We start from the raw sequence: 14,349 nt of genomic DNA, 5'->3' as shown, positions 1-14,349 counted from the left end.
ATTAGGATAGAAGGTAAAGGCTAATGCGTAACCTATTAAAAGAATGTTTGGCCGAAGAGTCCGGATTTGTGGAACTAAGATACCACCATAAAGAAAGCAGGTCCTTCCATGCAGAAAGAGGACGAGTGGAATCCACTGCCCTTCGGAAACGAACAGGAATTGGCGTTCGTGTTTTGGAAGCAGGCACTTGGGGATTTGCATCGACTAGTGAAATTTCAAAATCCTCCATCCAAAATGCCATCCAGGTTGCAAAAAAAGCGGCTCGCCTATCCTCCGCTCTACGAAAGGATAAAATCCCGAACTTACCAAAGGCAAACTTTGCCATTGGTGATTTTATTGGGAAAGGGATTGAAGACTTCCGCACTCGCACAGTTGAAGAAAAATTAAAACTGGTTCTAGACATTCAAAACGCAGCGGCCAAACAATCGACAAAACTCCAATCGGTGGGTTGTGGGTATTCCGAAATTTATGAAGAAAAAGCCATTGTTACTACCGACGGGGCTGATAGTTTTTTTACTATGGTAAGACCTGAGTTCCGAGTCTCTGCCGTTGCCAAAGAAGATGGAAAGATGGAATCGGGATCTCATTCCATTGGAGTGACTGGGGGATGGGATTGTCTTTTTCGATCTCAGTCGGCCACAGAGATATCTGAAGAAGCTTGTAAAACTGCAGTGGATTTACTCTCCAGTGTTTTGCCCGATGGTGGACTTTCGACTGTCATCCTTTCTCCATCGATCGTGGGACTTCTTGTCCATGAAGCCATTGGTCACACAGTGGAAGCGGATTTTGTTCTCTCGGGTTCTGTGGCCCAAGGGAAAATCGGACAACGGGTTGGTTCCGAATTAGTTACGTTATGCGACTCTGGCTTTTCCGAATACTATGAAGGTGCCGGTGGATCCATTCCTGTGGATGATGAGGGCCTCCTCCCCACAAACACTGTCATCATTAAAAATGGAATTTTGACTTCTTATTTACACAACAGAGAAACCGCAGAACGGTTTGGTGTGGCTCCTACCGGTTCGGCAAGGGCCTGGGAGTATGGAGACGTTCCCCTCATCCGTATGCGAAATACCTTTCTCGTTCCTGGAGATTCCAGTTTGGAAGAAATGATCGCAAACACCAAAGATGGATATTATTTGGATGGGGCCAAAAATGGCCAAGCGGATGCTACGGGTGAGTTTATGTTTGCCGTACAAAAAGCCTACCGCATCCAAAATGGAAAGATCACTGACCTTTTGAAAGGAGTCACAGTATCTGGACTTGCTTTCGATGTATTACAAAATGTAGATATGGTCTCCAAAGAATTCAAATGGGATTTGGGTTCGGGACATTGTGGCAAAGGCCAACCAGCAAAAGTCGATGCAGGTGGGCCCTATGTTAGAACCAAAGTATTGCTAGGTGGTAAATGATGGATCGTTTATCGATTGAAAAACGGTTAGACGGTCAAAAGGAATTACTTTCCGGTCTAGTCAAAAAAGCAAAAACCAATGGAATCGACCAGGTGGAAATTTATTCCAGTTATGGTTACTCAGAAGATGTCAGCTTAGAAAAAAATGACTTAAACAACTGTACGGCAACAGAAGAGAATATGTTTGGAATCCGTGTGATAGCCGAAGGAAACCAAGGTTTTATCATCTCCAATCATATACCAAGTCTCTATGAGTCGATCGAAGAAGCCTACAGTCTCGCTAAAAGCCAATCCACGCCTGATTTTGATTTGGGTTTGCCAGAGCCAGAAACCATTTCTAATCATTTCAATCAGTACGATGATTCCTTGGATTTGATGGGTATTGAGGATTTAGTTGCCACTGCCAAGGAAGCCCTTGGTTGGAGAAATGATCTATATTCTAAGGTCAATATTGATTCGGGAGATTTTTCGCTTAGCAAGGGTTATAAACTCATTGTATCCTCTAAAGGAGTGATGGCTCACGAACTGGGAGCAGAACTTTCAGCCTCTGTGATGGGAATGGGTGTGGACGGAGATCTTGTCGGAAGTTTTGATTATGATTCCGCGAGTGGTTTCAACAAGGAGCAGTTCCAAAACCTTTGGAAGAAAGCATTTACCAACTTTGGAGACAAATGTATGGGTGCTCTTTATGCTAAACCGAGTTCCGGTTTCCAAGGAAAAGTTTTACTTCCGCCAGAGGCAGTGTATTCATTTTTCCTGGGACTCTTTATTGGTTCCTTAAATGGAACAAGTCTTAGAAAAGGAAAATCAAAGATGGCGGGAAAACTGGAAGAAAAGATTGCTTCTTCTCTCTTATCTATTTGGGACGATCCAACAAACGATCGTTTTATGGGTTCTACCGGATTTGACAGGGAAGGACTCCCTACTTCTAAAAAACCCATCCTAACCGATGGAGTGCTGCACACTTACTTCTACAATACCTATGAAGCCAAAAAAGCTGGCCTAACCAAATCCAATGGTTGTGCTACGGGAGGCGCCCAAAGTCTTCCTGGATGCGGGCCAAAACAATTGCAAATTGCCCCTGGCTCTTCTTCTAAGGATGAGTTTTTCAAACTGCCCGGGAAAACTCTATTTGTGAACCGGATCTCTGGAACTAAGGACGGGGCATCCGGTGATTTTTCCGGTGTGATCAAAGGTGGGTATGTCCTAGAGAACGGCGAAAAGATCCCTGTTCGGGAAGTGCAAGTTGTGGGAAATGCTTTCGATGCATTAAATCAAATTGAAGCCATCTCCAAAGAAGGAGAGCTTTTGGGTGAGTCCTCCTTTGTTCCTTATATGCTTCTGGATGGATTTACAATCACTGGGGTTACGGAAAACTAAGGTATGCCACAAGAGTTATTGGAAAGACCACCCGGTGCTGCATTTTTTATGATCCTCTCTTACGAGCAAGAGGACATTCTATTTGAGCTAAAGGCAATGGGAGAAAAACGTTTTTCTAAAATTCTTTATGAGTCTGTCCTTCTTCCCAAATGGACACCGGATGAAACAGAGCGTGAGTTTGCCTATCCGGGGCGATGGACTAAAGTCCTTTCCTTCAAACAAAGGATCCACAGAGAAGAACTTGTTGAGAAAAAAAAGGAATGTTTGGAATTTCAAACACTTTTACAAAAAAAAGATCCGAGTGTTCTTTTGATTCCTGGATATGTCACTTCGCATAACATTGTAATTGCGAAATCTAAGGATGATTTTCATCGAACTTATTTATTTCAAGGGGTCTATGGAGAAACGGTTTATCATTTTTCCCGGGGCCAACTGGTTGTACCAAATACGGCACAAAATTACTTTCGGGAAAGAGATGTTAGTTATTTTTTTAATACACTCAGGGAATCCTATGAATTCAATAAGTTCAAATCCTGATTGTGTTTATGCTTCTGAAATTATTATGAAAAGAGAAATAGGAACATCTAACCCTAGTGATGCGAATATTTCTACTTTTTTTCGTAAGTTTAGACTGGATTCTAATTGGAATCTCAGCCGCCCTAATTCTATTTTAATTTCTTTATTTGTTTATATCAGCTTTTGGATAGGTGGATGCCAAACTGACCCGAAGCAGTCGTTCCAGTTTTGTGATAATTTTAATGAACCGTTGGATTGTACGGAACCTAAAACAGAGAATGACATAGTTTTTCTGGACAAGAAGTTGTTTAAGAAAGAAAATCCAAGTAACGAGGATTTTGGAAACTTTCTTTATTTTACCGCAAGAGAAACTCCTGGATTTCGTCTGGTGCTCCCAAAACCATACAATGGGCTCGCGAAACAAACTTTTCGCTCTGGATATGTTGCCTATTTAAAATACGGAAATTCTACCGAAAGGATGGAAGGGAATTTATTCCAAAACAATATAGTGGCGTCTTTTCATTATTTAGGAGCTCTTCTAAAAGAGGAATTTCGCCATAAAGGAATCGATAAATCTCCTTTTCAGTTAGAAACACTGGGTCCCATTCCATTGGAATATAAGGTGATTGTACCTGGAATGGAGACCATCACCAAACATAGAACTATCGAACTTCGTTGGAAGTAAACCAACGAAGTAGTCTTAGGAATTTTTTAGTTACTTTTGAATGTATAAAGCCTGCGGATCGAAGAAAAAATCCATAGGTGTGTAGTCCAAATACAATAAAGAAAGCACGGAAAGGACAACGGCTCCCACGATTGGAATGAGAAGGTTGTCGTCAACGAGTCCCTTTGCTGTTGTGTTAGCAAAAAACTCAGTTACGCAAGCTGCAACCACAGAAAAGAAAACTATAACAATGGGTGTCCACAAAAGTTCTGTTTGGGGGCCAGTGATGGCAAGAAAACTTCCGGGATGAGACTTGGTAATGAGAAAAAGAGCAAGAACGGAAAATAAAAAAGCAGGAACTAAAAAACCGATAATCCCTTCTAAAGATTTCCCATTGTAGAATCTATGTTTGCCATATTTACTCCCAACAAAAGCCGCAAACGGATCCCCTATTACTAAAAACAAAATTGCAAGGATAGCAACTTCTGCAGGAAAGAATAAAACTACCAGGAAGTTGGCAAAAAAATAAGGAACCGTTCCGTTGAATCTTTGTCTTTCGGATTCTTTCATGAGAAAACCAAAGTATTTATAAAAGAAGTTTTCAAAACCAGAATGGTTTAGCCGAACCAGTTCCAACACAAAGAGCGCTACGAGAAGTGCCGCAAGTAAGGTAACGAGAATAGCCCGTGTTGCAAACACAAGGCCAAAGGCATCGCGGAAGGGGTCAAAAAAGAGGGTCACGGGAATGATGAGCCCGAGCACATGCCAAATCTTACGGAAAAAATTAAATCCTGAATTCACGGTTTACCTACTGGGTCTTGAGGCCATTTTGAACGCAGCCTCTTCATTGTTAGCGATGGGAAATAAATTACGAACTCCTGCCATTAAAAATGCTTGTCTAACACTTAACGGCAGATTGACTAAGATGATCTTATGTTTGTGCAGGAAGGCTTCTTCGCTGAGCGTTTTGAAAGCGATGATTCCTTGGGTTGTCACCATATTCAATTCTTCTAGATCCAAAATGACAGAACCATGTTTTAGAGAATTGAGTACCGATTTGATGCATTTCTCAGCAGTGAAGTTATTTAGATTTCCCTGCAATTTGGTAACGTAAACAGTATCAATTTTTTCAGTGGAAACTACTAAATCGTCTAGGCTCATAAAATTTGCTATTTTTCTTATTTCATTCTTGCACTCTATTGCAAGTAAATAAAACTTTTGGAAGGAGTGGTGTTTGAAGGTAACTGTTGCCCATTTATACAAAAAACTGGAAGAACTGGATCGCGATGTCATAGAATTGAAAAAATTGACGGATCGGCTTGCTTCGGACAGGGAATATTCCCCCATTCTCAAAGAAACGTTTTTATCTGAGATGCATAAATTAGAGGACCAAAAATCAGAGATCCTGAAATTGAATGTTGCGAGTTCCCTACCCTTGGTTAAAAAAACCGCAGGTTCTCCAGAAAAAACAATCCCTACCACCACACAAGTTTCGGAAACAAAAAAGCCGGAAAAACCAGTTCGCAAATATTAAAGAATACTTAAGAAAATAGATAAGGAAATCCAATGAATCTAAACAAATTTCTCACTCTGGGTGTTTTGCTCAGTTTGACTCTCGCATCACTTCTCAATTGCTCCAAGGATTCTGAAATCCTAGCGACGTTTGATGGTGGAACTGTTACTCGCAAAGAAATGAACTTTGTGATTGAGGCTTCCAAACGAGGAAATACAGAACCACAACCAATTAGTGCTGACATCCAAGCAAAAATTTTAGAAAGTATCGCTTTGGAAAAAATCTTATTAAAAGATGCAATCTCCTCCAAAAAAGTGGCCGAGGCTGATGTGCAAAAAATTGAATCTCTTGTGAATCAATTTTTGAAACTAAACGTTTACATGCGTGAATATGTAAAAAATGGTTTAAAAGAAAAACCGTTAGAGTTTGTCAATCTTCAGTTAGCGCTCGTTCGGGGTGAAGATGAAGCTGCTAATTTAAAAAAAGCAGAAGAACTCGCAACCAAATTGAATTCATTGTCGAACAAAGAAATTGCAGAAGAAATTTCTAAAGTTACTGAAGACATCACACGTAGACCTATCGCTGGAAAATTAGAGCCTTTTTGTACAAACTGTGCAGAAACACCATTGGAAGATATTCTTACCGAAGTGAAGAAGGCAAAAAAAGGAACTTTTATTTCTTATGCGAAAGCAGGAGAAGGAAGAATTGCCTATGTGGTTCGTTCCACAGGTTCAGAAAAAGTCCACCCAGAGAGACTTAAAAAATACTTCACATCCATTTTTGACGATTTTAAAAAAGAAGCTACCGAATATGGGAAAACCCATGATGATGCGGACACAAAAGCATCCGTTGCCTACTTTACTGATGGGGAATCCGCTGACAAAGCCAACCAGTTTGCTTCTCATACTATGAAAGAGTATGAACAAGGTCTCTATCAAAAAGAACTAAAAAAAATTACCGAAGAAAGTGGAATCACTGTAGCAAACCTGCCACGTTTTTCAGGTCCAACAGACATCGATCCGAAGGTCTTTACACCTGATTATGCATTGTATTCCACTCGTGATGGCAAAAACTACTCTTGGAAAGATTTGACTATAGAATTTGAAGCCATTCCCAATATCCTAAAACAAGATTACAAAGATGAAAAATCTAAAACTTGGGATATGCTCAATTTGTTCCAGTCCACCATCCTTCAGGGAAAAATTGCAGAAACTTCAGACCGTGTCCAAGACGTGGGATCGGAAATTAGCTATTTGATGCAAATGGATAAAATGAAAGTTTCTTTGGCGTTAAAATCGCTACAAGATGAGATCAAAGCTATCCCAGTGACTGTGACTGAAACTCAAATGAGAGATGCGTACGAAGCCGGTAAATTGTACGCTTATGCTGACCCAGACCCAAAAAACCCGCAGAATCGCATTCCTAAGCCTTATTCGGCTGTTCGCGAAAGGATCAAATCGGAGATGGAAGGTGCCCAAAGGAATTCATTTATTGAACAGAAAGTTTCCGGGCTAAAAACCACTTACAATCTGGTGATTGCCGCCGATCGTCTAAAGGAAGTTACATTATAAGCCCATTCAAGTTTTAGGGGATGGCAAAATTTTTTTATTGAATTTTGCCATATTTGACATATTCTGACTGTTAGGGGGGATAAATGAACAATCACATTTACATGCTTCGAAAGAAGAGAGGTATCAAACAGTACGATATGGCAAGGGCACTAGGAGTTTCTCCGAGTTACCTGTCCAAAATTGAGACTGGAGCCCAAGATCCGACTGAAAAATTCAAGTCGTCTTGTGCAAAGTATATCAAAACCTCTGTTGATAAACTTTTCAACGACAGCGCTGTGGAAGACATCTACCCTGAGTTTTCCAATGGATTGAAAAACAAACTTTGGGCAGTCAGACGTGAGTTAGGAATCAAACAATACGATTTCGCTAAGAAATTGAAGGTTTCCACTCCGTTTTTGTCAAAAGTAGAACTTGGACTTTTGGAACCACCGGAAGATTTTAAGAATCTGGTCTCCAAAGTTCTGAAAATGGAAAAAAACGAGCTATTTCTCGGCTAATTTGAAAAATACCAAAGCAAGGCGTATCAAAGCCTTGCTTTTTCTCATCCTTCGACAAAAAGATTTTGTCACATAATTCCTACTGCATTCAATAGTCCCTGATGAAAGAGAGACAAGTGGAACACCACGATGGCTGGGCCAGTCGTATTGGATTGATATTGGCTGTGGCTAGTGGTGCGATTGGACTTGGAAATTTTTTACGATTTCCGGGGCAAGCGGCTCAAAATGGTGGTGGTGCCTTTATGGTTCCTTACATCATCAGTTTCCTCATTCTCGGCATTCCCGTTTGTTTAGCAGAATGGACCATGGGTCGCATGGGTGGCAAACACGGTCATAGTACACCTTTTATCTTTCGCGAGTATCTCAAAGGATTTCCACTCAAACTTTCCGGCACCATTGGTGTGATGATTCCGGTAATGATTTATGTATACTATGTATTTATAGAATCTTGGTGTTTGGCTTACGCTTATTATTTTCTGACTGGTCAAATGTCCCTGAATGGTTCCACCCAAGATGAGATGACAAAACAGGCTTCCACATTTTTTTTACATCTAACTGGTGCCGATGCGAATGGTTCTAGTTTTCAATCCCCAATCATTGTGTTTTTTTTCTTATGTGTTTTGTTTAATTTTTTACTAGTGTATCGAGGCCTTTCCAAAGGACTCGAAGCATTTGCCAAGATTGCCATGCCTCTTATGGGAATTTGTGCTACCATCATCCTCATCCGAGTGCTCACCATTCCTGGAATTGAGTCGGGCCTTGCTGTAATGTGGAACCCCGATTGGTCAAAGCTTACCCAACCTAAAGTATGGATCAGTGCTGCTGGACAAATTTTCTTTTCTTTATCCACTGGATTTGGGATTGCACTCGTGTTCTCTAGTTTTTTAAAGAAAAAAGATGATGTCGTACTTTCTAGTCTTTCTTCTGCTTCTTTAAATGAGTTCGCAGAGGTTGTGTTTGGTGGTATGATAACCATTCCTGTAGCTTTTTTATTTTTAGGGATGCAGGCCACTTCCTTTGGAACCTTTGGGATGGGGTTTATTGCACTCCCCTCTGTTTTTGGGATGATGCCTGGAGGAGATTTTTTTGGCGGGTTGTGGTTTTTTGTGTTATTTCTCGCTGCGATTACTTCTTCGGTAACTATGTTACAACCAGGGATCCTTTTCTTAGAAGAAGGATTTCATGTGGGTCGGCGTAAGTCTTCTTTGCTATTGTTTCTATTTACCTTCTGTTTATGCCTTCCTATTATTTATTTTAACAAAGACTTTGCTGCTTTAGATATTGCAGACTTTTATATTGGAACCATTATGATTTATATTTTGGCTTCTATCCAGATCTTTATCTTTGTTTTTAAGATTGGAGTGGATAAAGGTGTAAAGGAAGCCAACGAAGGAAGTCTGATCCCCTTTCCTAAATCAATTCGGTTTGTCTTAAAATACATTACCCCCTGGTTTCTATTGTTTATCTTCGTTTCTTTTTGTTATATGAACCTGCCCGAATATTTGGATAAAATGAATCCGGAAGTTATGGGACTCCTTGCGGAAAATAAAGGAGAAAATGTGGAAGATGCTAAAACAAAGGCCACTGTGGCTCGTTCGGTAGTGATTGGATTATTTTTGATCTACGGGTTTATTTATATTTTAGTTTCCAAAGCACTGGATCACAAAAAGGAAAAGGTTGTTATATGATTTCATCAGGAGAACTCAATTGGCAAGGGATACTCATTATGACAATCTCTCTTGTTTCCGTGATTAGTTTGACTGTGGCTTGTATTATACTTCTTTTTCGTAACAGGCATTAGGGATTGGACGTACAAGCAGTTTTTACAAACAAACTTCCTAAACTTTGGAAGGATTATGAAGTTAGAAAAGAACAGATGGAAATGGCCACTTCCATTGAGTCAGCATTTAATACAGGTTCCCACTGGGCGATTGAAGCAGGAACAGGTGTAGGTAAATCCCTTGCCTATTTGATTCCGAGTGCCCTCTTCTCTCTAGAAAATGAATGCACTGTGGTAGTTTCCACAGAGACCAAATCTTTACAAGACCAACTACTATATAAAGATATCCCGCTTGTTTCTGAGGCTTTGGGAGTCCCTGTAAATGCAATGGTGGCTCTTGGTGCCAGTAACTATCTTTGCAAACGTAAATACAACCGTGTCATGGAACGGGGAGATTTTGGTCCAGAAATGGAATCTTCCCTACAATACTTTGTGAACTGGGAGAAACAAACCACAGCGGGAATCCGTGCGGAATATGATGGTTTTATATCCAATTCCTTTTGGAACTCAGTCTCTCGGGAGTCTGACAACTGTTTGGGGAGAAATTGTCCCAACTTCAGTTCCTCTTATTATTTTTTAGAAAAGGAAAAGTGGAAAAAAGCAAATATATTGATTGTAAACCACCATCTTCTCGCAAGCCACCTGGCTGGTGATTTCAAAATCCTTCCTCCTTTTTCTCAACTCGTCATTGATGAAGCCCATGCCTTTCCGGAAATTGTGGGCCGTGCCTTTGGTTCTGAAATTCGTTATGACTTACTTATGAATTTACTTCATTATCTCTATTTTCCAGAGAAACGAACAGGTCTTGTTTTAAAATTAAAAAACAGCGAAAAAATCATGAAGTCTGTTGAGGCTTCCATTGCGTATGCGAATGATCTTTTCCGTATGTTGCTTTCAGCCATTCCTTTACAGTTCAATCAGTTTTCTACGCGTCACACCGAACGAATCAAGTTAGACAACGGTGCTTTAGAAGATACTCTGGCAGATTTAGCTTCTCAATTAGAATCACTACTATCTAAATACAAAAAAGATAGTGAGGATATGGAAGAGAAGGAAATCGCTTTAGGCCTTGAGATGGTTTCTGGAAACTTAAAAAAAGCTTCTTCCTTCCTGAATGACTTTCGTTTGAAAACCAATCCCAACTTGGTTTTTTGGATTGAACCTCCTCCCCAGTCTTCGAAAGATCCTTTTTACTATTTGTTCTCCCAACCGAAAAATACGGACGAGATCTTAGCAAGCACTCTATTCCCCAATATGGATTCTGTGGTGATGACATCGGCTACCCTTTCCCCAACAGCGGGAAATTTTCAGTATTTTTTGAAGGAAGTGGGAACAACAGAAGTAAAAACCAAAACATTGGCTTCTCCTTTTTCGTATAACACACATTCGCTTTTGTTTGTTCCCAGACAAGTGGCAGATCCAGTCCAAGATCCCAAACGAAATAAAACAGATTTGTCTTATTGGATCACTCGCCTCTTAAAACTTTCAGAAGGGGATGCTTTTGTTCTTTTTACTTCCAATAAACTACTTTCAGAACTTTATGAAGAACTAAAAAACCAAGTTCCATTCCCAATATTTTCGCAAACAGAAATGGGACCAATAGCCGCCAAACGTGAGTTTCTTGCTAATGAAAAAAGTGTGTTATTTGGAGTTTCTAGTTTTTGGCAGGGTGTGGACATTAAGGGTGATAAACTTAGAAATGTGATTGTGACAAAACTTCCCTTCCAAGTTCCCACGGAACCCGTTTTACAAGCGAAGATGGAAGATATGGAACGAAAGGGGAAAAGTCCGTTTTGGGAAATGCAGGTTCCTAAAACTTGTTTGTTGCTCAGGCAAGGGTTTGGTCGCCTCATCCGATCGCAATCGGACACTGGGATGGTGAGTATCCTCGATCCACGGGTGCATACAAAGTCCTATGGAAAAAACGTCTTGCAAAGTCTTCCAAAAGGAGTTCCCCTCATAACGGAATTTAACGAATTGGAAAGAAAATTCAATCTTTTACCGAAGTCTTAATTATGAAACGAATCTATCTTCTTTTGTTTTTTTTACTCTCTGTTTTTTCTCTTGGGTCAAAACCCATTGAAGATAAAGATATCTATTCTTCTATTGTCAACTGGACAGATCTTCTCATTTCCTCTTCGGTAAAAGAGACCATTCCTAAAATTGTATTTGATGAAGAAGATCCCGAATTCTCGGGAAAAAATACGGCCACACAAGCCAGGGCAAAGCCCATTCTATGGCTCGGAAGAAAGCCCGTGAAAAACTCAGAGTGCGCTTAAGCCAAAGGTTAGAATCCATTCTTTTTAACGCAGATTATACAGTGTATGAATACACTCAAGTGAACCAACAGGCAAGGTTACGTTTAAATTCTTATATTGGATCAGAGAAAGAAGAGTATGATTTTCAGTTTGTGAAGAATGTTCTAGAAGCAAAAGCAAGTTTACATCTTAAGGGAAAAGAGGGAATTTTAGCTCACCTTCCCATAGAGTATGGAATTGAGTCTGTGCCGGAATTTAGCGAAGAAGTGGTGCCTGTTGAGTTTTCGGGTCTTGTGGTTGATGCTCGTCATCTGAATGTGAAACGAGCTCTATTTCCTAAAATCCAAACCGATCGTGGCCTTGACATTTATTCTCCTGTCTATGTGAAAGAAGCCTATGCCATTGAAACTGGATATATTGTGTATAAGGAAGAACAAACAGGAAAAGGAACAGAAGCTAAAATAGGAAAGAATCCCTACTTTGTTTTGGCCCTCGGGACTGCGGGAAAAAACCAAACGGACCTTGTCATTCCCACGGATGAGGCGGCCAAACTTCTTAGCCACCCCGAAACCAGAAAAAACCTTACACGTTGCAGAGTTTTGATTTTAGTTTCTCGGTAAGAGATAAAAACATCTTTTCTGCTTTTGAATAATCCCCATGAAAGAGATAAGCAAAACCCATATCTTCTAAGTCTTTGTGGCCTAGAGAATTTGATTTTGCTTCTAACTCACCAATTTTTTTATACACTGAATCATACATCTTTCGTTTCTCATCAAAGCTAGGTAGATTCAACTTGTTCGGGATGTTTTCAAAAATCAAATTGGCTTCTTTGTGACGATCCAAAAAGAGAAGCGCCATACCCACGAGTTTATGGATATCGGAATCGTTTAACAATTTCATATTGTCACGGAAAACCTTGATCACTTCATCATAACGTTTTAAGTAATACGTACAAATCAGTTCTTCTTTGACAAAAGAGTTATCATTCCATTGTTTTTTAAAGCGGGCAATGATTGATTTTGTTTCTTCATAAGCTTCTGCACGAAAGTATATTTTGATGGCAGTTTGGATGATGGAGAAACAGAGAGGGTTGGTTTGAGTTTTGAAATATAGATTTAGGCTATTACATGCATCCGCCGTTTTTCCAATTTCAAAGTTCTGGATTGCATCAACTAATGGAGCAAGACTTGAAATGCCTTTAGGAGCTGAGATCGTAGCTCTTCCTGTGAGTTCATACAATGCTAAATAACCAAGATGTTGGATATAAAAGTTCTCGGGATGGCGTTTGGCAAGGACCACGACGTCTTCGTTTGATCCTACCTCATATAGATCCCAAGCTTCTTGTTCGACGGATGTGTTTAAAACTTGGGTTGCTTGTTGTGCCATAAGGTACCTCTCTTTCCCTAAAAAGATCGGCCTTAGAGCAAATTTCCCGTACGAAAAATTAAGGGCTGAGCCTGTAAATCATCCGAGGAAAGGGAATGCACTCCCGAATATGGGACAAACCACAAATCCAGGCGATCACTCGTTCGAGTCCCATTCCAAAACCCGCATGAGGAACTGAACCATACTTGCGAAGGTCCAAATACCAAGAATAATCTTCAGGAGGAAGACCTTCTTCTTGCAATCGTTCCACAATTTTTTCATAAGATTCTTCTCTTTCCGAACCTCCGATGATCTCCCCAATTCCATCGGGAGCAATCAGGTCCGCAGATAGAACCGTCTTGGCATCGTTTGGATTCTGTTTCATATAGAAGGCTTTGATGGCCCTCGGAAAATTTTGAATAAAAATGGCTGTACCAAAATGCGTAGTGAGGATTTGTTCTCTATCGGAATTGATGTCCTCACCCCAAGTGATTTCTTCCCCGGCAGTTTGTAATATTTGGATCGCTTCTCCGTAATCCACTCTTGGGAAGGGTTTTGTGAGTTGTTCTAAGAGAGGGGCTGGATCTCGGTCCAGAGCTTGCAGATCTTCTCGGGTTCGTTCGATCGTGGTACGAAGCACTGTCTTTACAAATCGTTCTTGTAAGTCTAAATTTCCGTCTTGGCCGAGAAATGCGGTTTCTGCCTCAAGCATCCAAAATTCGGTTAAGTGGCGCCGGGTTTTACTTTTTTCCGCTCGGAACGTAGGACCAAAACAATAGACCTTGGAATGAGCAAACGCTGCCGTTTCTAAATAGAGTTGGCCTGTCTGTGCTAGATATGCTTGGCCTAAATCAAAGTATTCTGTAGAAAATAAGGTTCCGGCTGATTCTCCAATGGAACCGGTAAGGATGGGAGTGTCGATAAGGGTGTATCCATCATTGCGAAAGAATTCACGGATGGCAAAGGACAATTCGGAACGAACCCTTTGGATGGCCAGTTGGCGTTTGGATCGTAACCACAAATGCCTGTGGTTGTGTAAAAAGTCCGGTCCATGTTCCTTCGGAGTGATGGGGTATTGGTGCGATTCACCTACGATGGAAAGAGAATGTAGAAAGAGTTCCTGTCCCCCAGGTGCCTTAGCATTTTCTTGTAAAACTCCATGAACCACTAAGGAGGTTTCTTGTGGCAGACCTTTGACCTGTTTGAAGATATCCTCTCCTAAATATTCTTTTTCCGCTACAACTTGGTAAATTTTCCCATCGGTGCGCAGTTGGAGGAACTGGACGTGGTTGTTTCCTCGGAGTCCTTGGACCCAACCTTGAAAACTATGTGTGGAAGCCGGATTGGGGGATTGTGTTTGTGATGGATCTAAACTTGGAGTCATGGATGGTTTTTTC

Annotated in this window: 15 protein-coding genes; 11 read left to right on the top strand and 4 right to left on the bottom strand. The window is 40.7% G+C overall.

Annotated elements, in window-relative coordinates; all coding sequences use genetic code 11:
• Window positions 1–23 precede the first annotated feature (23 nt).
• The 4 genes from LEP1GSC195_RS05755 to LEP1GSC195_RS05740 are packed head-to-tail and all read left to right on the top strand — an operon-like array spanning window position 24 to window position 3,989.
• Window positions 24–1,409, top strand: a complete 1,386-nt coding sequence (locus LEP1GSC195_RS05755; RefSeq protein ID WP_015682504.1) for a TldD/PmbA family protein — start codon at window positions 24–26, stop codon at window positions 1,407–1,409.
• Complete coding sequence (locus tag LEP1GSC195_RS05750) at window positions 1,409–2,788, top strand: TldD/PmbA family protein (protein WP_015682650.1); 1,380 nt, start codon at window positions 1,409–1,411, stop codon at window positions 2,786–2,788. The genes LEP1GSC195_RS05755 and LEP1GSC195_RS05750 overlap by 1 nt, the downstream gene beginning before the upstream one ends.
• A gap of 3 nt (window positions 2,789–2,791) precedes the next feature.
• Window positions 2,792–3,325: a DUF4416 family protein gene (locus LEP1GSC195_RS05745; protein WP_015680977.1), complete on the top strand. Its 534-nt coding sequence runs from the start codon at window positions 2,792–2,794 to the stop codon at window positions 3,323–3,325.
• The gene (locus tag LEP1GSC195_RS05740) at window positions 3,300–3,989 is read left to right on the top strand and encodes a hypothetical protein (protein ID WP_232227707.1); all 690 of its coding nucleotides are present in this window, start codon (window positions 3,300–3,302) and stop codon (window positions 3,987–3,989) included. The genes LEP1GSC195_RS05745 and LEP1GSC195_RS05740 overlap by 26 nt, the downstream gene beginning before the upstream one ends.
• A 30-nt stretch (window positions 3,990–4,019) precedes the next feature.
• Here LEP1GSC195_RS05740 and LEP1GSC195_RS05735 read toward each other — a convergent pair whose 3' ends face one another.
• Together LEP1GSC195_RS05735 and LEP1GSC195_RS05730 are read right to left on the bottom strand one after the other, a co-directional pair.
• The gene (locus tag LEP1GSC195_RS05735; RefSeq protein ID WP_015681056.1) at window positions 4,020–4,769 is read right to left on the bottom strand and encodes a diacylglycerol/polyprenol kinase family protein; all 750 of its coding nucleotides are present in this window, start codon (window positions 4,767–4,769) and stop codon (window positions 4,020–4,022) included.
• 3 nt (window positions 4,770–4,772) lie between these two features.
• Entirely contained in the window at window positions 4,773–5,129 is a 357-nt protein-coding gene (locus LEP1GSC195_RS05730) for an STAS domain-containing protein (RefSeq protein ID WP_015680691.1), read from the bottom strand.
• Between the two features lie 73 nt (window positions 5,130–5,202).
• Here LEP1GSC195_RS05730 and LEP1GSC195_RS05725 point away from each other — a divergent pair, with 73 nt between their 5' ends.
• The 7 genes from LEP1GSC195_RS05725 (at window position 5,203) to LEP1GSC195_RS05700 (ending at window position 12,207) form a co-directional block, all read left to right on the top strand.
• On the top strand, window positions 5,203–5,502 hold the full coding sequence (locus LEP1GSC195_RS05725) for a hypothetical protein (protein WP_015681958.1): 300 nt from the start codon (window positions 5,203–5,205) through the stop codon (window positions 5,500–5,502).
• Window positions 5,503–5,534: 32 nt separating this feature from the next.
• On the top strand, window positions 5,535–7,052 hold the full coding sequence (locus tag LEP1GSC195_RS05720; RefSeq protein ID WP_015681689.1) for an LIC12015 family putative lipoprotein: 1,518 nt from the start codon (window positions 5,535–5,537) through the stop codon (window positions 7,050–7,052).
• 101 nt (window positions 7,053–7,153) lie between these two features.
• A complete protein-coding gene (locus tag LEP1GSC195_RS05715) occupies window positions 7,154–7,549 on the top strand; it encodes a helix-turn-helix domain-containing protein (RefSeq protein ID WP_039927087.1) in 396 nt (131 codons plus the stop codon).
• A 101-nt stretch (window positions 7,550–7,650) separates the two neighbouring features.
• A complete protein-coding gene (locus LEP1GSC195_RS05710; protein WP_015680644.1) occupies window positions 7,651–9,237 on the top strand; it encodes a sodium-dependent transporter in 1,587 nt (528 codons plus the stop codon).
• Window positions 9,238–9,353: 116 nt separating this feature from the next.
• Window positions 9,354–11,342, top strand: a complete 1,989-nt coding sequence (locus LEP1GSC195_RS05705; protein WP_015682118.1) for an ATP-dependent DNA helicase — start codon at window positions 9,354–9,356, stop codon at window positions 11,340–11,342.
• A gap of 2 nt (window positions 11,343–11,344) precedes the next feature.
• Window positions 11,345–11,608: a hypothetical protein gene (locus tag LEP1GSC195_RS19960; RefSeq protein WP_015681448.1), complete on the top strand. Its 264-nt coding sequence runs from the start codon at window positions 11,345–11,347 to the stop codon at window positions 11,606–11,608.
• Window positions 11,566–12,207 (top strand): hypothetical protein, encoded by a 642-nt coding sequence (locus tag LEP1GSC195_RS05700; protein ID WP_015681401.1) that lies wholly within the window; start codon window positions 11,566–11,568, stop codon window positions 12,205–12,207. Before LEP1GSC195_RS19960 ends, LEP1GSC195_RS05700 begins: the two co-directional genes overlap by 43 nt.
• Here the strand turns inward: LEP1GSC195_RS05700 and LEP1GSC195_RS05695 are convergent.
• Window positions 12,170–12,973, bottom strand: a complete 804-nt coding sequence (locus LEP1GSC195_RS05695; RefSeq protein ID WP_015680796.1) for a hypothetical protein — start codon at window positions 12,971–12,973, stop codon at window positions 12,170–12,172. The genes LEP1GSC195_RS05700 and LEP1GSC195_RS05695 overlap by 38 nt on opposite strands.
• A gap of 58 nt (window positions 12,974–13,031) precedes the next feature.
• Window positions 13,032–14,336: an asparagine--tRNA ligase gene (gene asnS, locus LEP1GSC195_RS05690; protein ID WP_015681306.1), complete on the bottom strand. Its 1,305-nt coding sequence runs from the start codon at window positions 14,334–14,336 to the stop codon at window positions 13,032–13,034.
• Window positions 14,337–14,349: the final 13 nt, after the last annotated feature.

It is taken from the genome of Leptospira wolbachii serovar Codice str. CDC (genome assembly GCF_000332515.2).
In the GTDB taxonomy this organism is placed as follows: Bacteria; Spirochaetota; Leptospiria; order Leptospirales; family Leptospiraceae; genus Leptospira_A; species Leptospira_A wolbachii.
The sequence above is the reverse complement of the archived record's forward strand: the minus strand, read 5'-3'. Positions and strand labels throughout refer to the sequence as shown.